We start from the raw sequence: 23,454 nt of genomic DNA, 5'->3' as shown, positions 1-23,454 counted from the left end.
CTGACTGCCAGCAGGCGGTCGGGCAGCGATGCGCTTCCGCCGCCATAAGAGCGCGCATGCTCCAAAGCCAGCGCTCAAGGGAGAAACATGGTCGATCGTCTGAAGGGAAAGACCGCCATTGTGTTCGGAGCGGGATCCTCCGGGCCCGGATGGGGCAACGGCAAGGCCGCCGCCGTAGCCTACGCGCGGGAAGGCGCCCGCGTTGCTTGCATCGACCTCGCGCAACAGGCCGCGGAAGAGACGGCGGCCATCATCAGGGGCGAAGGTGGCAGCGCAGCTGCCATCACGGCAGACGTGACCGATAGCAACTCGGTCGCGGAGGCGGTTGCCTCGACTGTTGCTGCGTTCGATCGGATCGACATTCTCCACAACAACGTCGGAGTCACCCACATGGGCGGCCCGGTGGAGCTGACCGACGAGAAGTTCGAGACAGCCCTCAATCTCAATATCGGTTCGGTCTATCGTTCTGCCAAAGCGGTCATTCCACATATGCTGCGACAGGGTCACGGAGCGATCATCAACATCTCCTCGCTCGCAGCTATCCGTTGGACCGGCTACCCATACTTTGCGTATTACGCCACTAAGGCGGCGGTGAACCAGGCGACCGTCGCGCTCGCCATGCAATATGCCCGCAACGGCATTCGCGCCAACTGCATCATGCCGGGATTGATCGACACACCACTGATCTACAAGCAGATCTCCGGGCAGTACGCATCCGTTGACGAAATGGTGGCGGCGCGCAACGCAGCGGTTCCGACTGGCAAAATGGGAACGGCGTGGGACATTGCCAACGCGGCCGTTTTCCTGGCCTCGGACGAGGCTCAGTTCATTACAGGGGTATGCCTTCCGGTCGACGGGGGCCAAAGCTGCGCCGTGTCCGAGTTCCATTGAAAGCCGTGTTCGCGTTTATCACGCAGAATAACAAGTCGCGGGAACAAGGCAGCCGACACGTCGAAGCTCCATGCGGCGAGTCAGGGGCGTGCGTCCCATCCGACAACCGTTTCCAACGGAATCATGGTTGAAGGCTATATCATGAGGAAAATTCTTCATCCAGGTCCCGTTGCCCCCGAGCGCGTCGCTGCCGTAAGCGGCTCGCCGGTTCGGCTGCGTTTCACGCTCGAACCGGGATGTGCGGTCGATGAGGCAATCACCAAAGGCTTTGAGGAGGCGGGCTGCATGGGCGGCTTCGTCTTCCTGCAAGGTGGACGGTTCGAGCCGTTCAAGTATGTGATTCCGGCTGCGTCTCCCGATGCTCTGCATGCAGCGTGGTACAGCGCCACCTTCGAACCGGAGGGCGCCGTGGAGATCGTGCGGGCAGGCGCCATCGTCGGCTTTCGAGACGGAAAGCGGTTCATCCACTGCCACGGGATCTGGGACACCGCCGAGGGGCCGCGCATGGGGCACATGCTTGCCCGAGACACCAAGATCGTTGACCCCATCGAGGTTACGGGAATCGGCATGAAAGACGCCGCATTCCAAGCAATCCCCGACGCTGAAACGAACTTCACCCTTTTCGAGCCGGTTACTGCGCCTGGAGGACAAGCAGGCGCAGGAGGTCAGCGCACCCTGATCGCAAAGGTCCGACCGAACGAGGACGTCAGCGTAGCGATTGAGAGCATCTGTTCAATGCACGGAATACAGGCCGCCAACGTCTTCGGTATCGGCAGCTTGAACGAGGTCCACTTCGTCGGTGGAAGTTTTGTCAAATCGTACGCGACGGAGGTACTGATCCGGAGGGGCACCGTGGCGAGGGTCGACGGTCAACCTCGGGCCCGGCTTGAGATCGATGTCGTCGACATGGATGGCCGGATCTTCTCGGGAGAGATTTTAAGAGGCGACAATCCTGTCTGTGTCACCTTTGAATTGGTGATCGAGGCAATCGAACAGGACGCTGGCCCCGCGTGAATGGATCGTCGGTCTCCTGTAAAATTCCCGTCCATGAAATATAGAAACGCCTAACCTCTACGCAGATGCTTGAAATGATTGATCAGGCCATTTGTCGAGCTGTCGTGGGTCGTGATCGGTTCATCGCCGTCCAACTCAGGCAATATGCGAGAGGCCAACTCCTTGCCCAATTCGACGCCCCATTGGTCGAAGCTGTTGATCCCCCAGACGATGCCTTGGACGAAGATCTTGTGCTCGTAGAGCGCAATCAGGGAGCCGAGCCTGTGAGGCGTCAGCCTCTCATAAAGGATCGAGGTCGTCGGCCGGTTGCCTTCAAAAATCTTATGCGGCAGCAGGGCCGCCAGGGCTTCGCCTGACAGGCCCTTCTTCTCCAGTTCGGATCTTGCTTCGGCCTCGGTTTTTCCGAACGCAAGGGCTTCGGTCTGCGCCAGAAAGTTGGCGAGCAGCTTGTCGTGGTGGTCCCTCATGGGCGTCTGGCTTTGGGCCGCCGCCATGAAATCCGCTGGAATCAGCTCTGTGCCCTGATGGAGGAGCTGGAAGAAGGCATGTTGGCCGTTCGTGCCGGGCTCGCCCCAGATGATGGGACCGGTGGCGTAATCGACGCGCGTGCCATCGCGACGGACGAACTTGCCGTTGCTCTCCATGTCGCCTTGTTGGAAGTAGGCGGCGAACCGACTGAGATGCTGATCGTAAGGAATGAGCGCCACGGTCGAGGCGCCCAGGAAGTTGCGATACCAAACACCGAGAAGACCCATGATGACCGGCAGGTTCTGGTCGAGCGGAGCGGTTTGAAAATGCTCGTCCATGGCATGCGCACCTTCGAGCAGCTCAAGGAATCGCTCGAAGCCGACCGCCAGCACGATCGGCAGGCCGATGGCCGACCAGAGGCTGTATCGACCGCCGACCCAATCCCAGAATTCGAACATGTTGGCCGTGTCGATGCCGAACCGCGCCACTTCGGCCGCATTGGTGGAGACGGCCACGAAGTGTTTGGCCACCGCATCCTCACCCAGGGCGTCCGTCAGCCAGGCCCGCGCGCTGGCCGCATTGGTCATGGTTTCCTGGGTCGTGAAGGTTTTCGATGCGACGATGAACAACGTTCGCGCCGGGTCGAGACGGCTGATTGTGTGGGTAAGATGCGCCGCATCGACGTTGGACACGAAATGCGGCCGCAAGTCTGGCCGCTGATAGGGCTTCAAGGCCTCGCAGACCATCAGGGGTCCAAGGTCCGAACCGCCGATCCCGATATTGACGATGTCCGTAATGGCCTCGCCTGTCGCTCCACGCCAAGCGCCGCTCCTGACACGCTCGGAGAAGTCACGCATTCTCCCCAGCACACCTTCGACCCCCGGCATGACATCGCGACCGTCGACGACGATCGGCTTGCCGGATCGGTTGCGCAAAGCAACGTGCAGGACCGCGCGGTTCTCGGTGGAGTTGATCTTCTCGCCTGAGAACATCTTGTCCCGCCACCGCTCCACATCGGCGAACCGCGCCAGATCGAGCAGGAGCTCCATGGTCTCCGTCGTAACGCGATGCTTGGAATAATCGAGGAGAAGATCGCCGAGCCGGACGGAGAGGCGCTCGAAACGTTCCGGATCCTGTGCAAACAGATCGCGCAGGTGCAGCTTTCGAATGGTCTCGGAGTGCGCTTGCAGCGCCTGCCAAGCCGGTGAGGCGGTCGTCGTCGTCATCAGGTTGTGGTCCAGCCCAAGAAATTGTTCCGGATGGATGTTAGGGCACGGACCGTCCGGAGGCCAGCTTGAGCGACCTCGTCATCCTCGCCGCCGGTGGGTATTTGTCGTCTCCGGTCGCGGAAGCGGGCTCCTGACGCTTTGGATTTGCCGACGAGCGTCGCTCATCCTAAGCATATGCCCCGGTTCAGGTGAAGAGGTTCACATGGTGAGTGACGAGCAGGTCCTGCGGGAGCTTTTTGCAGCGGCTTCGTTGGCTGCAGGTCCAGACGGAAAGTTTTCGGCCCGTCTGCCGGCTGCTCCGAAAGGGCGCACTATTGTCATCGGTGCCGGCAAGGCTGCCGGCTCCATGGCGCGGGCCTTCGAGGTGGAGTGGGGGCGTCCTTGTGAAGGCCTGGTGGTTACGCGATACGGGCATGCCGCGCCGACCCAGTTCATAGAGGTGGTCGAGGCCGCGCACCCGGTTCCGGATGAGGCAGGTCTCAGGGCCGCCGAGCGGATTCTCGCACTCGCCCAATCCGCTGGGCCGGATGATCTCGTCATCTGCCTCATGTCGGGCGGCGCGTCCTCGCTTCTCACCCTTCCCGCCCCCGGCCTCACCCTGGCCGACAAGCAGGAGATCAACCGACACCTTCTGAAATCAGGAGCGCCGATCACGGTCATGAACCGGGCACGCCGGGCATTGTCGTCCATCAAAGGCGGACGGCTTGCGGCGGCCGTCGCTCCGGCAAGGCTCGTCACCTACATCATCTCGGATGTCCCAGGCGATGATCCGGCGGTTGTGGGCTCGGGACCGACGATTCCCGACATTGCCGATCCTGAAGTCGTGCTTCGGGAGCTGAAGGCCTATGGCATCCCCGTCTCCGAGAAGATCGAGACGGCGATTCGGGCCAATGCCGCCATGGATGCGGCTCCCCCTGGAGAGGTGCATATGATCGCGACGCCCCGATCAGCCCTTGTGGCGGCAGCCGACAAGGCCCGGGAGCTTGGTCTCAACCCGCTCGTTCTCGGCGACGCGATTGAGGGAGAGGCCCGCGAAGTAGCAACGGTTCTGGCCGGAATTTCGCGGTCCGTCGTTCTTTATGATGATCCCGTCGCGAAACCCTGCGTGCTCATTTCAGGCGGAGAGACGACCGTTACGGTTCGGGGAAAGGGCCGGGGCGGTCGCAATGCAGAATTTCTCCTCGCCCTGGCGCTCGCGTTACGGGACGAGGCTTCGATCTCGGCTCTTGCGTGCGATACCGACGGGATCGATGGCTCGGAGGACAACGCCGGCGCTTGGATCGACGCCGCCTTCTTCGAGGCTGCGTCCGCCAAGGGGGTCGATCTCGTCCTTCATCTTGCCAACAACGACGCCTACTCGGCCTTTGCTGCCCTCGACCGGCTGATCGTGACCGGCCCAACCCTTACCAACGTGAACGATTTCAGAGCCATCGTCATACGATAGCAACGGCTCGTTCGTCCGCCGAATGATGCACTGTGAACGAACACCGCGAAGCTTTGCCGTATCGCACGGGACGCGTCGCCCACTGTTCTTCTGCCGTTCTTTCGCACCCTGCTCATGCCATCATGACTATCGCCAGAAGACTTGCCCACCCGAACCGGGCCTTTGGGGCAAAAGGATAGTCGACGATGGTCGATAGTCCGAAATTGGTTATACCACTTGTCAGGTCCTAAGCGTTTCGCTAGCGTATTGGCATAACCAATAACCAACTAGGAGGAGACGAGAATGCTGAAATCAGTGATTCAGGGTGTTGCGACGGCTGCGATGATGATGATCGCGACGGCGGCGAGCGCCCAGACGACGTTCACGCTTTCGACACCGGACCCGGACAATTCCGAGATCACGCTTGCGGCCAACAAGTTCGCTGAACTCGTGTCGCAGAAGACCGGGGGCAAGGTCACGGTTAAGGTTTTCCCGAACGGCACTCTCTACGGCGGTGATCCTTCGGCGGCCGTAAAGCAACTCGCGGGGGGCTCCCTCGACATGCTGCTGCTGTCGACATCGCTCTATGCGAATTTCAATCCGAAATTCACGGCGATTTCCGTCCCCTATCTCTTCAGCGACCTTGGGCAGCTTCGGTCCTATCTGTCTGGCCCGATGGGGCAGGAACTCACCGCCGATCTGGAAAAGATCGGTATCAAGGGCCTTGGCATGTGGCCGCGTCCCTTCCGCCAGATGACGAATTCCCGTAAGCCCATTCTTAGCCCGCAGGATCTCAGCGGTCTGAAATTCCGCGTCCCCAACAACCCGCTCTGGGTCGAGTTCTTCAAGAAGATGGGCGCGGCTCCGACGCCAATGGCGTTCGCTGAGGTCTATAACGCTCTGCAGCTCAAGGTGATCGACGGGCAGGAAAACCCGATCAACATCCCGGTCACGGCCAAGTTCTATGAAGTGCAGTCCCATGTGACCATGACGAACCACATGGCGGACGGCTGGGTGCTGGCGATCAACCCCGCCAAGTACAACGCGCTTCCCGAGGACCAGAAGAACGCCGTCAGGCAGGCAGCCACGGAGGCCGAAGCCTGGAAGGTGGAGAACGACGCCGCCGATGAGGGCCGCTCAATCGCGACGCTCAGCGAGAAGGGCATGAAGGTGGAGCGCCTGACGCCCGAGCAGCAGAAGGCTTTTGCCGACGTCGCCAAGGAGCTGTTCCCGACCTTCGCTAAACTGGTGAAGGACCAGTCCTTCTTCGACCGCACCATCGCGGCCGTCGGCAAGCAGTAAAGACAGACATCCTCCAAGAGAGCTGGCCGCATGCGCGGCCAGCATCTTCATTCGGAAGTTGACGTCCCATGGCTCATAAACCGTCTCTTCTTGGCAGGTTCGTCAAGCTCAGCGCCGATTTTGCGGCGGGGGCGACGGCCGCCGGCATTCTCATCGTGGTCCTTACTCAGGTCGTGACCCGCCTGCTGGGCGTGCCCGTGTCCTGGTCCGAGGAAGCGACTCGCTATCTTTTCGTCTGGATGGTCTTTCTTGGATTGGCAGCGGGCTTTCGCACCGTCGAGAGTGCTCGCGTCGTCGTGTTCATCGCTGCAGTGCCCCGCCTGTTCCGGCGGCTGGCGGTTCCGATTTACGTCAGTTCTTCCATTTTGTTCTTCGTTCTCATGGGATGGACGGGCATCAGTCTCGTTCGCCAACAGATCATGATGAACGAGGAGACGGCGACGCTTCCCATTCCCATGTGGATCATCGGCCTGATCCTGCCGATCTCGGCTGTGCTCGCCATTCTGGCCATCCTGGAATCGCTGAAGTCGAGCCGCAATCTCATCGCACTGCCCGAGGTCGGTATTCCGCCCCAGGTGGACCTGGACGAACCCGACGTGTTTGTTTCGAAAGGTCATTGACCGTGAGCATCGCGCTTCTTCTGCTATTCCTCGGATTGTCCGCTCTCGGCGTTCCATTGGCGGTGGCGCTTGGCCTTGCCAGCGTCGCGGTCATCACGATGTTCACCTCGACGCCCATCGATCTTTTGTCGCAGAGCATGTTCTCGGCGATGAACTCGTTCCTGCTCGTGGCGGTGCCGCTTTTCATTCTGGTCGGGCACTTCATGGAGCGGGGGCGCGTGGCGGAGCGTATCTTCGACTTCGCTGAGGCGATCGTTGGCTGGATGCCGGGCGGTCTCGGCCACGTGAACGTGGTTTCCTCCGTCATCTTCGGCGGCATCTCTGGATCGTCCGTGGCCGACATTGCGTCCGTCGGCGCGATCGAGATCAAGGCTATGGAGCGGCATGGGTTCCCTAAGGGCTATGCTGTCGGCATGACGCTAGTCACCTCCACGCTGTCGTCTATTATCCCGCCGTCCATCCTGGTGGTGATCGCAGGCTCCATCGCGAATGTGTCCATTGGAACCCTGCTCGTGGCGGGCTTGATCCCGGGCCTTTTCATCGCGTTCGTGTTCATGGTGTTCAACCATTTCTACGCGGTGCATCACGGCTACAATCCACCGACGCCGTTCAATTTCCGCCTGGTGGTGACGACAGGACTTCGCGCCATCCTCCCGATGCTGACCCCGGTCATCCTGCTCGGCGGCATCGTGAATGGCTTCTTCACCCCGACGGAAGCCGCTGCCATCGCGGTGGTCTACACGATGTTCCTGTCGGTCATCGTCTATCGCAGCATTCCTCCGTCAGAGATCTGGAACATCCTAGTCGAGACGGCGCGAGCCTCCGGCACGATCCTGTTCATCGCCGCGACCGCAAAGCTCGCTGCCTGGGTGTTTGCCTTCGACGGACTGCCGGTGCAGGTTGCCGAGTTCCTGTCCAGCATCAGCACCGGCCCGACGATGGCGCTGTTCCTGATCTTCCTGTTCCTCATCGTGGTCGGAATGTTCATGGATGCCATCGCGGCCATGTTCATCCTGATCCCTGTGCTGCTGCCGCCGGCCCTGAAGATGGGTATTGATCCCATGCATTTCCTGATCGTCACCGTGGTGACGCTCACGCTGGGCCTGGTGACGCCGCCTGTTGGCGTATGCCTTTACGCAGTGGCGCAGGTGGCCAAGATGTCCATTGAAGATGTCATCAAGGGCTCGATGGTTCCAGTGCTCATCCTCACCGCCGCCATCCTGGCGCTCGTCCTATTCCCGGTTCTGACCATCGGCCCGATCAAGCTCCTGGGCCTCTACTAAGATACCGGGCGCGGGTGTCATACGCGCCTGACAAGGATCGTGAACAAAAAGCTGCGGCGTTTCTCATGCGCGAGGGCAGGGGCGCAAGCTGCGGATGCTCCTGACGCAGTTATGTAGAAAGTGGTGCAACGATGAACCATCAACCCTCCGTCCGACCGGCACGCATCGTTTTCCTCGATCGCGAGACTCTCTCGCCCGAAACGAGGCTCCGGCCGCCTGCCTTTCCGCACGAGCTCGTGACTTTTGACAAGACGGCTCCCGACGAGGTCGCGTCCCGCATCGCGGACGCCGACATCGTGATCACCAACAAGGCGCCGGTGCGCCGTGCGGCGCTCGATGGAGCCTCAGAGCTTCGACTGATTGCCGTTGCGGCGACCGGCACCGATGTCGTCGACGTGGCAGCCTGTGCCGAACGTGGCATTGCGGTGAGCAACATCCGCAACTACGCGATCAACACCGTGCCTGAGCACACGTTCGCGCTCATGCTCGCCCTGCGCCGAAGCATCCTTGCCTATGCGGATTCCGTCCGCCGGGGGCGGTGGCAAGAGGCTGGTCAATTCTGCTTCTTCGACCACCCGATCCGCGACCTTTCCGGCTCGACCTTAGGGATCATCGGAGACGGCGTGCTCGGACGTGCGGTTGCCGACATTGCCCGTGGCTTCGGCATGCGGGTGCTGTTTTCCGCCTACAAGGGTTCAACCGGGATGGGGCCGCTCTACACGCCCTTCGAGGATGTCCTGCGGCAGAGCGATATCATCACACTCCATTCGCCCCTCATGGCTTCCACCCGCAACATGATCTCGGGTCCCGAATTCGCCCTCATGGAGCAGCGGCCCCTCATCATCAACACGGCGCGCGGCGGGCTGGTGGACGAGGCGGCTCTGGCGGAAGCGCTGACCAGCGGCCGGATCTCCGGCGCCGCCTTCGACGTCGTCACCGCCGAGCCTCCCGCGGCGGACCATCCGTTCATGCGCCTGGTGGACCGGCCCGATTTCATTCTGACGCCTCACGTGGCCTGGGCCAGCAGCGAAGCGATCCAAGGGCTGACTGACCAGCTCTTCGACAACATCGACGCGTTCTGGGCCGGATCCCCAAGGAATCTCGTCACGATCGGGTAATTGGTAAGACCAATTTCCGTGGATATTGTCTGTTCGGCAAAATTGGTATAACCAAATTTCTGTCATTCGTTCTATCGGTTCAAACCGACCGCTTTGCGCTTTAAAAGGAGCCTTCATGTTTCTCGGAAAAGAAGTCCGCCTCAGCCGAATCGTCAATCCAAAGTCCGGCCGCATGCTGGCGATCACCGTGGATCACCCGATCACCCGCGGCATGATGCCGGGTCTCGTGGATATCCGGTCGGTGATGAAGAGGGTTGCTGCCGGCAAGCCCGACGCGATCACGATGCACAAGGGCATCGCCGAGAAAGTGTTCCCGCCCTACGCCGGCCAGTCTTCCATTATCCTGAAGGCCAGCGCCTATTCGGTGCAGTATCACCCGACCTACGACACGCCGGTGGCGGACGTGGAGGAGGCGGTGCGCATGGGCGCCGACGCGATCTCGGTTGGCTGCATCGTCGGTGGTCCCGATCAGGCACAGCAGCTCACCTTCCTGGGCAAGGTCTCCAAGGAAGCAGCTTCCGCCGGCATGCCGCTCGTGGCGCACATCTATCCGAAGGGCGCTTTGATCAAGGACCAGCATGATGCGCAGGTTCTCGCCTATGCGGTTCGCGCCGGCGCCGAGCTTGGCGTCGACATCATCAAGACCATGTGGTCGGGTTCTGCTGAAAGCTTCCGCCTCGTGGTCGATTCCTGCCCGGCCATCGTGGCACTTGCAGGCGGCGAGATGGGCGAGACCCTCGAAGACTACCTCCGCATGACCCGCGAGGCGCTGGACGTTGGCATGCGCGGCGTTACCTACGGCCGCTTCGTCTGGTCCCACCCGCATACATCGGCAGTGATCAAGTCGCTTTCGGCACTGATGCACCAGGACGCGAGTGTGGAAGAGGCCCTTAAGGTCTATGATCGGGCTCTCGAGGAAGAGAAGGATCTCCAGTCATGAAGGCAGCTGTACTTCGCGCTCCTGACGACTTCGTCCTGCAGGACATGCCGACCCCGTCGGCCGGTCCTGGCGAACTGATCCTCAAGGTCAAAGCTGCGACTGTCTGCGGTACGGACATCAGGATCCTGCGTGGCCGCAAGACCAAAGGGGTTCGGTTCCCGTCCGTGCTCGGGCATGAGTTTGCCGGAGAGGTCGTCGAGGTCGGCGCAGGCGTTTCGCAATTCTCCTGCGGCGACGCGGTTTCCGTGAACCCGGTGATGCCCTGCCGGCGATGCGCCTACTGCAAGACCGGCCGCGAAAATGTCTGCCTCAACCGTCAGGCCATCGGCTATGAGTTCGACGGAGCTTATGCCGAGTACCTGAAGGTGCCGGCTCTGGCGCTGGAATCCGGCAACGCCGTGAAAATTCCGCAAGGCATGGCCTACGAAGCCGCAGCACTTGCCGAGCCGCTGGCCTGCTGCATCAACGGCATGCGCAACGTGGGCGTCAACCTGGGCGATGTGGTCGTCATCCTGGGTGCCGGGCCCATCGGCCTGATGCATGCGGCGCTGGCCCGTCGCGCTGGCGCGCGCCTCGTGATCATGAGCGAGCCGAACGAGATGCGTCGGCAGGCAGCCCTCGATCGCGGCGTCGATCTGGCTTTCGATCCCACGAAGGAAGACCTTGCGGGAGCCATCCGTGACGTGACCGACGGGCTTGGCGCAGATGCGGCCATCCTGGCGATCGGCGTGCCGGCGCTCGCGAACGAAGCCTTGAAGCTCGTGCGCAAGGGCGGGCGGGTCAATCTCTTCGCGGGCTTCTCGGCGGGGGACATGGCAACGTTCGACGTCAACCTGGTGCATTACAACGAGATCACTGTCACCGGCGCGAGCGCGCTCCGGCGTCAGGACTACGAGACTGCGCTCAACCTGCTTGCCGGCGGCCTCATTGACGCGAACTCCCTCGTCACGCACCGCTTTGAACTCGGCGATGCGGTCGAGGCGCTGAAAGAGGCTGAGAGCGGGCGGGCATTGAAGGTGGCGATCCGCAATGACTGAAGCCTTCCTCGGCGTTGACGCAGGTACGAGCGGGATCAAGGTTTGCGCCTTCACACGCGAAGGCCAGCTGATTGCCAAGGCTCATCGGGCGGTGCCTGTGATCACGCCCTATTCGCTTTGGGCGGAGATTGATCTCGAGCGCTACTGGGCCGCAACCGCCGAGGCGATCCGGGAGGTCGCAGCGCGGGTGCCTTCGATCATGTCGATAGGCCTTGCGACGACCTGCCCGACGACCATCCTCCTCGACGGGGATGGCCGTGCAGTCAGGCCGGGGATCCTCTATCTGGACGGCCGCGCTCAGGCGCGCCTCGACGCGGTGGTAGGATCGGACGCTCCGGCCTACGCCCGGGAGACAGGAAACCGGACCAGTACATCCACGTGCTGGGCGGCCAACCTCGCATGGGTCCGTGAACACGAGCCCGCAGCTTGGGCCCGAGTACGCCGGGTTACCATGCTCAATGGCTTTCTGGCCCGCCAACTCAGTGGCCAGGATGCCATCGAGCCCACGCAGGCTTCCTATTCGGGGCTGATGCGGATCGGCACTGCCGAGCCTTCCTGGAGTGCTGATCTCCTGGCTGTCTGGGGGCTCGATGCTGCGATGTTGCCCGACATTCGTTCCTGCACCGACGCCATCGGCCAGGTGACCGACGCAGCCTCGGCCTTGACGGGGATCCGGGCCGGAACCCCGGTGGCGCTTGGCGCTGCCGATACGGCAGCCGCATCCTTCGCGGTTGGTCTCGTGGATGGCGGCAAGGTGTTCGAGTCGGTGGGAACGTCGGGTGTGATCACCTTTTGCCTCGACCGACCCGATTTCGAGGCATCCTTCCTGCACCGGCAGCATATCATCCCCGGACGCTGGCTCGCCCATGGCGCCATGTCGACCCTTGGGGGAGCCTTCGGCTGGCTCAACAACAAAGTGTGGCCGGAACTCCAGACCCTTGCGGAGTTGGAGCGTCTGGCGCAGGAATCCATCCCCGGGGCGAACGGCCTGCTGTTTCTGCCTTACCTCGCAGGGGAACGGAGCCCAATCTGGGACGCCGAGGCGAGCGGTAGCTGGCTCGGGTTGCTTCTCCGGCACACCCGGCAGGACATGGTCCGCGCGGTCTTCGAGGGAACCACCTTTGGCCTGAGGCAGATCCTGGAGCGCGGCTCGGCCAAGTGGGGCATACGGCCAGAGCGCATGCTCGGCGTCGGCGGCGGCGCACGCAACCGGTTCTGGGGTCAAATGAAAGCCGACGTCCTGAAGCTCGATTACATCATGTCGGACATGCCGGACGCCGCCGCCCTTGGCGCAGGCCTCCTGGGCGCCATAGCGGCAGGGATGTTCACCAGCGCGCAAGATGCGGATCTCCCGCTGATCCGGGAGAATGCCGTGCCGATCAAGCCTGGGCCCCAGCGGACCCTCGATACCTACGATCATATGTTCAAGATCTTCGATTCGGCTTACCCGCAGTTGCGGGACCTGATGCATGCTCTTGCAGATCGCAGCTCCGACCGGTACGCAGATGTGGAGACGAGGCCCCGCCTTGGGACACGAGCATCTGGATAAGAGGAACGACGATTCTCGATGACCGATGGCGAAGACGACATCCTTGCGCGCGTCATTGACATCGCAATGGAGCTACGCCCCGACCCGAGTGGGCGTATCAAACTGCCGACCGAGCGAGAACTGGCTGACCAACTCGGCATCCAGCGACCGACCCTGCGCGACCGGCTGACCGTCCTGGAAACCCTTGGACTGCTTCAGCGTGTTCAAGGCAGCGGCACCTATCTGGCGCTGCCGAATTCGCGGTTTCTCCAGTTCTATTTCGGCGTTGCGCTGAAATTGGGCTTCATCTCGATCGACCAGATTCAGAATGCCATGGAAATGATCGGTCGAGAGATGGCCGGCGCGGCTGCAATCCACGCGAGCACGGCCGATTTCGAAGAACTCGACCGGCTCATCGACGAGATCGCCGCCTGTGAAACCATGGAGGATGTGGTCGAGCTTCAGTTCGAGCTCCATGCCAGCCTGGCCAAAGCCTGTCGCAATCCGGTCATCGTGATCGTCATCGATGGGCTCTCGTCGGTCATCCGGTCGGTCATCGCCAACAAGGTGAAGATCATCTCCATGGTGAGGGGAGCCTTCGAGCGGAATGTCGAAGCCTATCGTGCCTTGGTGCAGGCCCTGCGGGACCGGGAGCCCGAATTGGCCAGAACCGCGATCCAGGAATGCTATTGGCTCTGGCGCAGGGAGGAATCGAAGATCTCGATCCTCAACATCAGCGACTGAGGCTTGATCAGGTTAGTGCTTCGCCAAGCTTCATGACGCTACGGCGCAACCATGGGCAGCGTGCTCACGCCTTATGCAATAGTTAACTGAATACGGCAGCAGGATTAAGCATCCATGCTGGGGGCGCATAGGTCACCTGTGCTGACCTATCTACCGCATCGCAATATAAGGCCCCATCTTAGGCTCAGGCAGCGTTCGGAAAGCGACTGCCTTGGTCCTAGGACCACACTCTGTGGAGAAACTCTTATGTTCGTTGCAAACATCCTCCGTGTCGTCATGCGTGTCGTCAATGCAATCGCCTATGCCAACCAGCTCAAGGCCAAGCGTCTGATGAAGCAGCACATGGCTCGAGCCGGTAAGCTCGGTCTGGATTTCTGAGCGACGCATTCCGTGCTGCGCCGACCCCTTCGGCGCAAAGCACCTTCTACCCCGGCTTAACCGATCGATTTGAAAGCCCGAGCCCCGCGTTCAAACGCCTCGGGCCTGTCAGGCAAGAGTCTGACCATTCAGGGCGAGGTAGGACCGGATGACTTGGCTGTCATCCGCAGCGCCTTCGCCCCGCCCGGACGCGGCGAGAAACATCTGATGGGCAGCCGCCGCCAACGGCAACGCGGCCTTCGTGTCCCGTCCCGCATTCAAGACGATGCCGAGATCCTTGACAAAGATGTCAACCGCGCTGGCCACGTGAGGGTCGGCCTCCAGCATGCGTGGTCCCCGGTCCTTCAGCATCCAGCTCGACGCGGCCGAACCGCCTAGGATCTGGAGCAGGATATTCAGATCGACATTGACCTTCCCGGCGAGCGCCAATGCCTCCGCGGCCACGGCGATATGAACGCCGCAGAGCAGCTGGTTGACAGTTTTCACCATGGCGCCCTGACCAGGGCGTTCACCCACATGAAAGACCTTGTCGCCGAGGGCGTCGAGAACAGGCTTCGCCTCCTCGAATGTCTGACGTGCGCCTGCCGCCATGATCGTGAGAGTTCCGGCTGTTGCGCCCGCCACGCCTCCTGACACCGGAGCATCGAGCAATCGCCGGCCGGTCTCCCGAACCCGCTGTTCGATCGCCTCCGCGGCCGATGGCGGGCAGGTCGCCATCAGGGCAACGATTCCGTTCGGGCTGAGAGCCGCAAGTGATCCTCCGTCAAACAGGACAGCTTCAGCCTGGGCGGCATTCACAACCATCAGGATCAGCATATCCGCCCCTGACGCGACATCGGCGGCACTTGCCGCCCGCAGGCCGCCGGCACTCTCAAGGTTCTCCAGGGCTTTGGAGTTCAAATCGTATCCGCCGACCGTGAAGCCTTTTGCGACGAGGTTCTTGGCCATCGGCAGTCCCATCGCGCCAAGGCCGACGAAAGCGATGCGTGTCATGGTGTCCTGTCCCCTTCGGTGAAATCACTTGTTGATAGTCGAGCCTATTTGACAGAAAGGGAAGTAAGGCGTCCCCCAGTCGGATGCAGCAACAGACCTCAAGGTCGAAGGCGTTTGGCCGTAGGAGCGGGCCCGTTCCCCTTCCTTGCCGCAATCGGAGCCAGTCCCATTTCGATGCGTGAATTCCCCGTCAACCGCGATCGCCCGCTGCGGGGCATCGCCCTTATGATCCTGGCGCTTGCCTTCTTCTCCTGTTCGGACGCCGCATCCAAGGTAATGACCGCGACCTTGCCGGCGGTCGAAGTGGCATGGCTTCGCTTCTGCATTTTCACCCTGCTGATGGTGGGGACGATATGCGTCACGAGACAATCCTCCGCGCTGCGCTCGCAGCGTCCGACCCTGCAGATGCTCCGCGCTCTTGGTGTGCTGGGTTCATCGGTCTTCTTCATCATGGGCTTGGCCTTCCTGCCGATGGCGGAGGCCACGGCCATTGCGTTCGTCTCACCCGTCATTGTAACGGCTCTCTCGATTCCGTTCCTGGGGGAGGTTGTGGGGTGGCGCCGGTGGTCGGCGGTGGGAGTAGGGCTGCTTGGGGTCCTCATCATCGTCAGGCCGGGCGCGGGAGCGTTCGACGCGGCCGCCATCCTGCCGATATTGTCGGCCACAAGCTGGGCCGTCGCCCTCGTGGTCACCCGCAAGATGAGCGGAGCGGATGGTCCGGTCGTCTCACTGACCTATGCAGCACTCGTCGGATTGCTGGCGACCTCGGTCATTGTCCCGTTTCAGTGGGTTTCACCCGGCTGGCCAGAGATCGGGCTGGCCCTGATCACCGGAATTTCATCCACAATTGCCCAATGGCTCGTGGTCGTGGCCTTCCAGCAGGCCCGGGCATCCGTTCTGGCGCCCTTCGCGTATAGCCAGCTGATTTGGTCGGGCCTGCTCGGCTACCTGATCTTCGCCAATGTTCCCGACCAATGGACCGTCGCTGGAGCGGTCGTGATCATCGCAAGCGGGCTTTATACGGCCCACCGGGAGCGCACCGTCCGGGTGACTGGCGCGCTCATGAAAGACACTGACTGAAGTAGAGGGGCGCTGGAGCTTTTGCTGCGGCAAATTCCTGCACTGTGAAGATATGCCTTAAGGTAAACCCCACGTTAACGTAGGTAGGTTACTTCAATAAAACGTTTGAGCTTATCAATGCAGCCTTTCGATATGCGTCGCTTCGCTGGCTGATCCACCGAGATTTTATAGGCTTCGCATGACGAACGACCTCGAAAGCGCCCAATCCGAGATCCGAGCCTGCCCTTCGCGGGACGATGCAGAGATGTTTGATCTCGCGCCTGTTTCCCTTTGGCTCGAAGACTACAGCGGCGTGAGGCGGCTGTTCGAGGAATGGCGCCAAGCGGGCGTGACAAAGTTGCGGAATTATCTGCTGGAGGACCCTGGGCGAGTGGAGGCCTGTTCAGCCTTGATCCGCGTGATCAAGGTGAACCGAAAGACGCTCAGCCTTTTCGAGGCGGATGATCTCCCGCACTTGATCGAAAACCTCGGCAAGATTTTCCGAAACGACATGTTCAAGGCTCACGTGGAGGAGCTTGAACAGCTATGGAACGGGCAGACTGAGTTCTTCAGCCATACGGTGAATTACACATTGTCGGGGAGGCGCCTCGATATCCAACTGAAGGGCAGCATCCTTCCAGGCCATGAGAACGGCTGGGAACGGGTTCTGGTGGCGATCGAGGACGTGACCGACAGGGAAACGGCGCGCCGTCAGCTTGCCGGTAGCGAGCAATATGCCCGTGGGCTGTTCGAGCATTCCCCCGTATCGTTGTGGGTGGAGGATTTCAGCTGCGTTAAGCGGCTCATCGATGAGGCGCGGGACAAAGGCATACGGGACTTTCGTGTCTTCACCGATGTGCATCAGGAGTTTGTCGACCGCTGCATGGCCGAGATCCGCGTCATCGACGTGAATCAGCACACGCTCGAGTTATTCGCCGCACCGGACAAAGCCACCTTATTGCGCCGTCTCGGCGACGTCTTTCGCGACGATATGCGGGAGCCCTTCAAGGAGCAACTCATCGACCTGTGGAGCGGCAAGCTCTTTCAGCAGCGGGAGGTGGTCAATTACTCACTGAATGGAGACGAACTCCACCTTCATCTCCAGTTCTCGGTTCTGCCCGGCCATGAACAGGACTGGTCTCTGGTTCAGGTTGCGCTCACGGACATCACGGCTCGCAAAAAGGCCGAAGCCTATCTCGAGTATCTAGGACAGCATGACGTCCTGACGAAACTCTACAACCGCTCCTTCTATGCGGATGAGTTGAACCGGCTTAAGCGCAAAAGGCTCTTTCCGGTCACGATCATCGTAGCGGACTTGAACGGCCTGAAGGCTACCAACGATCAGCTGGGCCATGCTGCCGGCGACGCATTGCTGCGTCGCGCCGGAGAGGTGCTGAACAAGGCCGTCGACAAGCCTTGCCACGTTGCGCGGATCGGCGGTGATGAGTTCGCGATCCTTCTGCCTGCGACGGACGAGCGCGACGCCGCTGTCGTGGTGGAGAACATCGAAAAGCTTGTTGAGGTCAATAACCAGTTCTACTCCGGCCCGGCTCTCAGCTTTGCAATGGGAGCCGCAACGGGACGTGCCGGCGAGCGACTCGAGGATGTGGCAAGACGAGCCGATCTTCTCATGTATGAGGTGAAGCGGGCATATTACATGGAAACCGGTTTCGAACAGCGCCGCGTCGGATAAGGCGGCTGCTTCACTCGGACTTGGGAGGTGATGGACGTTCCTTCATGCGCGTCGCGAGCTTTCGCAGCATCGCTTTGACATGCTCCTTGATGGCCAAGGCTTCTTCAATGTCGGCCTGTTCTTTCGAATGGTGGCCGTCATTCACCATTAGGAGCGTCTCCGAGCGGTTTGGTCCCAAGGCTGAGCTTAGTTGGTGTTAGGAATCTTTTGCAATTGGAGCAAACAGATTGCGCCTTTTGAGGTATGCGTCCTTACGGTGACATGACCTTTCTATTGCGGATAGCAAACACCACACCTGTCGGAATGGAGATAGCCAGCCTCAGCGAAGACAGCGACGCAAGAATGTGCTCGAGCCAAGGCAATGGTAGGCAGGAACGTCTGATAAGCACCCCGGAAGCGCTTTGTTCCGTTTAGAAGAACGAGGCTTGTCTTACCTGGACGCCATATGAGGGTCTCGTTGGTCTGAAGCCATATGGCTCGCAGCCCACATGGCAGCCTGCGTGCGGTTTTTCATCCCGGTCTTCCGCAGGATCGCCTTGACGTGAACTTTGACGGTCGCTTCGGTCAACCCGAACTGCCGCGCGATGAGTTTGTTCGGAGATCCCTCCATGAGGCAGCGCAGGATTTCGCACTCTCGTGAGGACAGACTGTGGGATTTCAGATCCGATAGATCGATTGGATCGTGGTGGGAGGTCTCCTCACGCGCGTGCTCACCGCCGAATGACAAGTTGTGGATCAGCTTACGAAGCATGGCGGAGGGAAAAATATTGCCTCCCGCCATGACGAGCTCGAGGGACTTGATGAGGATGTCGGGGTCAACGTTCGAGCTGCAGAAGCCATTCACGCCTGCATCCGCGCCGACCAGCACCCAGGCGGGCTCGAAGCGCTCCGCCATGACAACGACTCGCGCACCCGAACAGGATGCTCTCAACCGCCTGACGATATCCGTCGGATCGGAACACTGGCTGCCATCGATGATGAAGAGGGCGGGTCCTGAGCGGCTTAGGGTTGGTGCTTCGTGAGGGGCCGCTTCTGAAACAATGAAACGCGATTCTGAAAGAATGTGTCTTAGCCCCATGCAGAACAAGGCGTTCGTACTGATGATGATCGCCGGCACCTGAGTATCGTGTTGAGACACCGGAAAAGTCCGTTCATCATAGACGCTGATCAGGGACATAGATTACCTCACGGTCGACGGCCCATACTCGCGAACGAGGCCAGCCAGCGACATCCTCAGAGCAGGGGGCTTGTGGTGGAGATGATTGTACGGCAATCATCGTCTTGGCAGGTGCCTGACGTCGAGGAGTAGCGAAATCTCGCATTCGTGACATTAGTAAGATCACGAAGTACTTTCCCGGATCTTCAAGCGACGAAACTCAGTTGCTTGAGGAGCGAGGAATTCTTGTTGATCATCGCTCGATCGATTGTGAACATCTCATCTACGGACAGTTGTCAAGAACCAAGCCGGAGACACCATATGACAAACCACGATGCTCTTGGCCGCTGGTCGCCGCAGGCGCTTGCTGTTCTGCGGATTGTAACGGCTCTGATCTTCATGTTGCATGGTACGCAGAAGCTCTTCGGCTTTCCTGCTCCGCCCGAGAGCGGGATCCCGCCGCTCATGTCACTTTTCGGAGTCGGGGCCGTGCTTGAACTCGTCGGCGGCCTTCTGATTCTGTTCGGCTTCTTGACCCGCCCTGTCGCCTTCGTTCTGGCAGGCGAGATGGCTGTCGCCTACTGGATGTTCCATGCTCCGCGGAGCATGTATCCGGCGCTCAACGGCGGCGATGCCGCCATCCTCTATTGCTTCGTTTTTCTGCTTTTCGTCTTCACCGGACCGGGAGCCTGGAGCGTTGACGGAGCGAGGAAGACGGGTCCCCGGCACTCCTGGGAGCGCTGACCGAGCGCCTTCCCGTATACATGAGGGGCGCGCCGGTCTGTCCATGGCCGGGCAGGGCCCGTCAAACGACCAAGGGCGGACGAACGGCGCGATCGGCGCCATGAATCGACACTCGGCGGATGTTCTAGACGATGGTTGTCAGCCAGGAGCGTGCCGTGAACCTCGAGAGCCTACAAGTTCTGCTTTGGAAATTGGCGGTCGTGGTGGGATGGCTTTCGATCATCCCGCTTAGCGGGGGCTGGTATGCCCGCAGGAGGTTCCGCATTCTCCTCAAAGCTCCACTGACCGATGAAGTCGAGCATCTGACTCATCTATGGGAGGGGCGAATCCCTCGCTGGACGAACATCGGCCTTTCGATGGCAGGCTTCTCGATCCTGTGCTTCATCGCTTGGCTTATCGTGCGGGCTATCTTGTAACGCACGGGCCATTGCGGATTGTGCCCGTCAGGGCTTGGGCTTCTGCTGGTCGGGGACCTTCACGGCTGGCGCCGGAATCGGTTCGGAGTGATGATCCGCCGAGCTTTCATCCGCGTTGTTCTCAGGCAATGAGGCTGGCCGCCGGCTGCTGTTCAGGCTCATGTTCGCCAGCCCTTCTTCATCGTCGCTGGAGACGATGTTCTTTTTCGGTTCGGTCATAACTGCCTCGGGCCAGGAACGGGTTTCATGGTCAGCAAACATCAACGGACGATGCGATGCACTCGTTCCGGAGCGGTTGAATTGCCAGCAGCTAGCAAGCGGTCTAGCCACGGGTGAAACGCCAGGCAAAGCTGGTCGACAGTCAAGCTCGGGGGCTGCATTCTTTCGGAAATCCGTTACCTTGACCGCGCCTGGGGCTGCTTTGGAAAGTTGCAACACACGATGACCACCACCGGACCGACCTTGGCCATGCTTGTGGATGATCTTGCGTCCGGCCGCACCACGAGCCGTGCTCTCGTGGAACAGTGCCTGGACAGGATCGACGATCGGGACGGCGAGGGATCCCGCACCTTTCTACAGGTCTCGCGGGAGACCGCTCGGATGGCCGCGGATGGCATTGACGCCTTGCGGGCTGCGGGTGCCGCGCCGTCGCCGTTTGCAGGCATTCCGATCTCGATCAAAGATCTGTTCGACGTCCGTGGCGACGTCACCATGGCCGGATCACGGGCCCTTTCGGATGCTGCCCCGGCCGCGGCTGATGCTCCGAGTGTCAGGCGATTGCGCCGCGCCGGATTCGTCATCATCGGGCGAACGAACATGACCGAGTTCGCCTATTCCGGCCTTGGCCTCAATCCTCATTACGGGACCCCGCGCAACCCATGGGACCGCGCTACCGGGAGGATCCCCGGGGGCTCGTCTTCAGGAGCCGCCGTCTCGTTGACGGACGGGATGGCGCATGCGGCCTTGGGCACCGATACGGGAGGATCCTGCCGCATTCCGGCTGCTTTCACGGGGCTCGTCGGCTTCAAGCCGACAGCGCGTCGCGTGCCGCTCGATGGAGCGGTTCCACTTTCGCCGAGCCTCGACTCGATTGGTCCCATCGCCCGAACGGTCGCCTGCTGCGCCGCCTTGGACGCTATTCTGGCGGATGAGCAGAGCATGGATGTCTCGCCCGTCTCGGTTGAAGGCTTGCGCCTTCTGGTGCCAACCACCATCATGTTCGACAATATCGACGACGTGGTCGCAAAGGCGTTCGAGCGCGCTCTGTCGCGTCTGTCGGCGGCCGGCGCACGGATCACCGAAGCGCCTTTTCCGGCATTTGACGAAATCCCAAAGATCAACGCCAAAGGCGGCTTTACGGCGGCCGAAAGCTACGCGTGGCATCAGCCGCTCATCTCGCAGAAGAAGCATCTCTATGACCCTCGTGTCGCGGTGCGCATCCTGCGGGGCGCGGAGCAAAGTGCCGCGGATTACATTGCGGTTCTGGCTGCGCGAAAGAGCCTGGTCGACCAAGCGACAGCTGCGCTCGCGCCCTATGATGCCTTGATCATGCCGACGGTCCCGATGATTCCTCCGCGCCTCTCGGATCTGGCCGACGACGAGACGTACGGACGGGTGAATCTGCTGGCGCTACGCAACCCGACGACCATCAACATGATCGATGGTTGCGCCATTTCGCTGCCGATGCACGAGCCGGGCGAAGCCCCTACCGGCTTCATGCTCGCAGGCGCGGGCGGGAGCGATCGGCGCATCCTTGGCATCGCGGCTGGCCTTGAACCCGTGCTGGCGGGGCCTATGGCTCAGGATTAGCTGGCTCGACCCGGCGGCTACCGGATCACATCGACGATGATGCGCTGAGAAACCGGCGCGGCCTCGGATGTGGAGGCAACGATAAACCCCTTGCAGGTCGTGGTGACCGGGTAGATCGGCGTACGGTGCTTGTGGACGCCGACCATGTAGTTGACGGTGTAGTAGGGATGCCCGCCCTCCAACGTGGTTTGTTTCGTCTCGAAAACGTATCCAAGCTGTGTTGGGTTGATCCGATAGACGGTTTTCGGAGGGCCGAAGGCTGCGATGCGTTCCGAGATGGGGCGGCCGATGTAGTCGGAACACGCAACGGCGAGGGTTTCGTGGGTCATCGGCACGCACGCGGCTGAACTGGCTGCCATACCAAGAACGAGAACCAGTTTTTTCACGTACGCCTCCCTTGCTGCGAAAGACCTACCACCCGCCGATTAAGAGTCGATTGAGGCCGATGATGACGTTCGGTTTTACTTCGCACACGCCGATGCCGCCGATGCCGCCGATGGAGCCAACACACGAGAACTTGGCCGCTTGGCAGGACGCTGATCGATCAAGCGTCAAGGCCAGTAGTCCGGAACACTCTGAGTGCATAAGCATTGCTATAGGGAACCCGCCTGGAACGTGAATCATAGCTTCGGCGCATGGCGGGAATTTAAGCCTAAACGCTCATTGCTTTATCAGGCACTCAAAAAGTTACGGATTGAGGTAGACAAGATGGCTCTCACCGGTCGTTTCAATCTCCGAAGGACATTTACCGGTCGCATAACATTGGTTGTCGAGGAGGAGGTTAAGACTCTCTGGAGCCGCCTCTCCGGAAACACTAAGGTGCGCCGCCGTTGGCGCGACGCCAAGGTCATGGACTTGGCTGCTCCCGAGCTGAGGAGTCTCGTCGACCTGCGCTTCAGGCCGCACTATCTCGGAGCTGCTCATGACACCGCGAGCTGGCCTCCGACCCGCCGGCAGCTCGAAGCTTTGCCGCCCAAAACCCTCTACTATGAGAACGTCGACGAGGATGGCCGCCCGACGGCTCACTGACGGCTGGATCGGCTCATCTTTTGGCAAAGCCTGCCACGACCCAGTGGCAGGCGACTGCTGTGGGCGTATGCTGAAAATTCTTTTCAACAATAGAAACTTAGCCCTAGGAACTAACATAGGTTAGCGTTCGTTTCGCATGTATGCTGGCCCCCAGACCTGAAGAACAACCCGTCGTTCTCCTCGTGGAGGACGAGCCCTTGGTGCGAATGACCGCCGTCGACGAGCTGGAAGATGCCGGGTTCCGGGTGTTGGAAGCCGCGAACGCCGACATCGCTCTGCTGGTGCTCGAGACATGCTCCGACGAGGTCCAGGTGCTGTTCACCGATGTGGACATGCCCGGCTCGATGAACGGGATGGCTCTCGCCGAACAGGTATTCGCGCGCTGGCCGCATATCCGCTTGCTGATCTCATCCGGCTACGCGTGTCCCGATCCTGATGAAATACCCGATCATGGGCGTTTTATCCCGAAGCCCTATCATCCCGCGACGCTCGTGCGTCAGATCCATGATATGATTCGCGCTTGAGCCGATCATCACAGGCGAGCAGCCCAGGTTTTGATGTCGGCCTACTGGTCAGCGGA

The 23,454-nt window shown here is 60.7% G+C and carries 25 protein-coding genes; 19 read left to right on the top strand and 6 right to left on the bottom strand.

Annotated elements, in window-relative coordinates; translation table 11 throughout:
* Positions 1-87: 87 nt before the first annotated feature.
* Together DRB19_RS01715 and DRB19_RS01710 are read left to right on the top strand one after the other, a co-directional pair.
* The gene (locus DRB19_RS01715) at positions 88-891 is read left to right on the top strand and encodes an SDR family NAD(P)-dependent oxidoreductase (RefSeq protein ID WP_114184297.1); all 804 of its coding nucleotides are present in this window, start codon (positions 88-90) and stop codon (positions 889-891) included.
* A 141-nt stretch (positions 892-1,032) separates the two neighbouring features.
* A complete protein-coding gene (locus tag DRB19_RS01710) occupies positions 1,033-1,905 on the top strand; it encodes a PCC domain-containing protein (protein ID WP_162815554.1) in 873 nt (290 codons plus the stop codon).
* 50 nt (positions 1,906-1,955) lie between these two features.
* Here DRB19_RS01710 and pgi read toward each other — a convergent pair whose 3' ends face one another.
* The gene (pgi, locus tag DRB19_RS01705; RefSeq protein ID WP_114184295.1) at positions 1,956-3,599 is read right to left on the bottom strand and encodes a glucose-6-phosphate isomerase; all 1,644 of its coding nucleotides are present in this window, start codon (positions 3,597-3,599) and stop codon (positions 1,956-1,958) included.
* A gap of 205 nt (positions 3,600-3,804) precedes the next feature.
* On the opposite strand from pgi, the gene DRB19_RS01700 reads away from it, so the two are divergent.
* The 10 genes from DRB19_RS01700 to DRB19_RS31450 all read left to right on the top strand — a co-directional run bounded on the left by DRB19_RS01700 (position 3,805) and on the right by DRB19_RS31450 (position 13,975).
* Positions 3,805-5,046, top strand: a complete 1,242-nt coding sequence (locus tag DRB19_RS01700) for a glycerate kinase type-2 family protein (RefSeq protein WP_114184294.1) — start codon at positions 3,805-3,807, stop codon at positions 5,044-5,046.
* 282 nt (positions 5,047-5,328) lie between these two features.
* Positions 5,329-6,327, top strand: coding sequence for a DctP family TRAP transporter solute-binding subunit (locus tag DRB19_RS01695; RefSeq protein WP_114184293.1), 999 nt, complete (start codon positions 5,329-5,331; stop codon positions 6,325-6,327).
* Positions 6,328-6,395: 68 nt separating this feature from the next.
* On the top strand, positions 6,396-6,947 hold the full coding sequence (locus DRB19_RS01690; protein ID WP_114184292.1) for a TRAP transporter small permease: 552 nt from the start codon (positions 6,396-6,398) through the stop codon (positions 6,945-6,947).
* Positions 6,948-6,949: 2 nt separating this feature from the next.
* The gene (locus DRB19_RS01685) at positions 6,950-8,230 is read left to right on the top strand and encodes a TRAP transporter large permease (RefSeq protein WP_114184430.1); all 1,281 of its coding nucleotides are present in this window, start codon (positions 6,950-6,952) and stop codon (positions 8,228-8,230) included.
* A 131-nt stretch (positions 8,231-8,361) separates the two neighbouring features.
* Entirely contained in the window at positions 8,362-9,348 is a 987-nt protein-coding gene (locus DRB19_RS01680) for a D-2-hydroxyacid dehydrogenase (RefSeq protein ID WP_114184291.1), read from the top strand.
* A 115-nt stretch (positions 9,349-9,463) separates the two neighbouring features.
* A complete protein-coding gene (locus tag DRB19_RS01675) occupies positions 9,464-10,288 on the top strand; it encodes a class I fructose-bisphosphate aldolase (protein WP_114184290.1) in 825 nt (274 codons plus the stop codon).
* Complete coding sequence (locus DRB19_RS01670; protein WP_114184289.1) at positions 10,285-11,325, top strand: alcohol dehydrogenase catalytic domain-containing protein; 1,041 nt, start codon at positions 10,285-10,287, stop codon at positions 11,323-11,325. The genes DRB19_RS01675 and DRB19_RS01670 overlap by 4 nt, the downstream gene beginning before the upstream one ends.
* The gene (locus DRB19_RS01665; RefSeq protein WP_114184288.1) at positions 11,318-12,874 is read left to right on the top strand and encodes a xylulokinase; all 1,557 of its coding nucleotides are present in this window, start codon (positions 11,318-11,320) and stop codon (positions 12,872-12,874) included. The genes DRB19_RS01670 and DRB19_RS01665 overlap by 8 nt, the downstream gene beginning before the upstream one ends.
* Positions 12,875-12,892: 18 nt before the next feature.
* Positions 12,893-13,597, top strand: coding sequence for a FadR/GntR family transcriptional regulator (locus DRB19_RS01660; protein ID WP_114184287.1), 705 nt, complete (start codon positions 12,893-12,895; stop codon positions 13,595-13,597).
* 246 nt (positions 13,598-13,843) lie between these two features.
* The gene (locus tag DRB19_RS31450) at positions 13,844-13,975 is read left to right on the top strand and encodes a hypothetical protein (RefSeq protein WP_276330591.1); all 132 of its coding nucleotides are present in this window, start codon (positions 13,844-13,846) and stop codon (positions 13,973-13,975) included.
* Between the two features lie 108 nt (positions 13,976-14,083).
* On the opposite strand, the gene DRB19_RS01655 is transcribed toward DRB19_RS31450, so the two are convergent.
* Positions 14,084-14,968, bottom strand: coding sequence for an NAD(P)-dependent oxidoreductase (locus DRB19_RS01655; protein ID WP_114184286.1), 885 nt, complete (start codon positions 14,966-14,968; stop codon positions 14,084-14,086).
* Positions 14,969-15,142: 174 nt separating this feature from the next.
* Here DRB19_RS01655 and DRB19_RS01650 point away from each other — a divergent pair, with 174 nt between their 5' ends.
* Entirely contained in the window at positions 15,143-16,048 is a 906-nt protein-coding gene (locus DRB19_RS01650) for a DMT family transporter (protein WP_114184285.1), read from the top strand.
* A gap of 178 nt (positions 16,049-16,226) precedes the next feature.
* Positions 16,227-17,720 carry a sensor domain-containing diguanylate cyclase gene (locus tag DRB19_RS01645; protein ID WP_114184284.1) on the top strand — a complete coding sequence of 498 codons (1,494 nt, stop codon included), beginning with the start codon at positions 16,227-16,229 and terminating at the stop codon, positions 17,718-17,720.
* Between the two features lie 10 nt (positions 17,721-17,730).
* On the opposite strand, the gene DRB19_RS29695 is transcribed toward DRB19_RS01645, so the two are convergent.
* Both DRB19_RS29695 and DRB19_RS01640 read right to left on the bottom strand, forming a co-directional pair.
* Positions 17,731-17,868, bottom strand: coding sequence for a hypothetical protein (locus DRB19_RS29695; RefSeq protein ID WP_162815553.1), 138 nt, complete (start codon positions 17,866-17,868; stop codon positions 17,731-17,733).
* A 282-nt stretch (positions 17,869-18,150) separates the two neighbouring features.
* Positions 18,151-18,897 carry a LuxR C-terminal-related transcriptional regulator gene (locus tag DRB19_RS01640; protein WP_114184283.1) on the bottom strand — a complete coding sequence of 249 codons (747 nt, stop codon included), beginning with the start codon at positions 18,895-18,897 and terminating at the stop codon, positions 18,151-18,153.
* Between the two features lie 300 nt (positions 18,898-19,197).
* On the opposite strand from DRB19_RS01640, the gene DRB19_RS01635 reads away from it, so the two are divergent.
* Positions 19,198-19,620, top strand: coding sequence for a DoxX family protein (locus DRB19_RS01635; protein ID WP_114184282.1), 423 nt, complete (start codon positions 19,198-19,200; stop codon positions 19,618-19,620).
* Positions 19,621-19,775: 155 nt separating this feature from the next.
* On the top strand, positions 19,776-20,036 hold the full coding sequence (locus DRB19_RS01630) for a hypothetical protein (RefSeq protein WP_147021656.1): 261 nt from the start codon (positions 19,776-19,778) through the stop codon (positions 20,034-20,036).
* Positions 20,037-20,063: 27 nt separating this feature from the next.
* Here the strand turns inward: DRB19_RS01630 and DRB19_RS01625 are convergent, their stop codons facing one another.
* Positions 20,064-20,255, bottom strand: a complete 192-nt coding sequence (locus DRB19_RS01625) for a hypothetical protein (protein ID WP_114184280.1) — start codon at positions 20,253-20,255, stop codon at positions 20,064-20,066.
* 222 nt (positions 20,256-20,477) lie between these two features.
* Between DRB19_RS01625 and DRB19_RS01620 the strand changes: the two genes are divergently transcribed.
* On the top strand, positions 20,478-21,845 hold the full coding sequence (locus DRB19_RS01620) for an amidase (RefSeq protein WP_114184279.1): 1,368 nt from the start codon (positions 20,478-20,480) through the stop codon (positions 21,843-21,845).
* 17 nt (positions 21,846-21,862) lie between these two features.
* Here the strand turns inward: DRB19_RS01620 and DRB19_RS01615 are convergent, their stop codons facing one another.
* A complete protein-coding gene (locus DRB19_RS01615) occupies positions 21,863-22,231 on the bottom strand; it encodes a hypothetical protein (RefSeq protein ID WP_147021655.1) in 369 nt (122 codons plus the stop codon).
* A 433-nt stretch (positions 22,232-22,664) separates the two neighbouring features.
* Here DRB19_RS01615 and DRB19_RS01610 point away from each other — a divergent pair, with 433 nt between their 5' ends.
* Together DRB19_RS01610 and DRB19_RS01605 are read left to right on the top strand one after the other, a co-directional pair.
* Complete coding sequence (locus tag DRB19_RS01610) at positions 22,665-22,874, top strand: hypothetical protein (protein ID WP_147021654.1); 210 nt, start codon at positions 22,665-22,667, stop codon at positions 22,872-22,874.
* Between the two features lie 140 nt (positions 22,875-23,014).
* On the top strand, positions 23,015-23,398 hold the full coding sequence (locus DRB19_RS01605; protein ID WP_114184276.1) for a response regulator: 384 nt from the start codon (positions 23,015-23,017) through the stop codon (positions 23,396-23,398).
* Positions 23,399-23,454 lie beyond the last annotated feature (56 nt).

The organism is Microvirga aerophila (genome assembly GCF_003332305.1).
GTDB classification, from domain to species: domain Bacteria; phylum Pseudomonadota; class Alphaproteobacteria; order Rhizobiales; family Beijerinckiaceae; genus Microvirga; species Microvirga aerophila.
The sequence above is the reverse complement of the archived record's forward strand: the minus strand, read 5'-3'. Positions and strand labels throughout refer to the sequence as shown.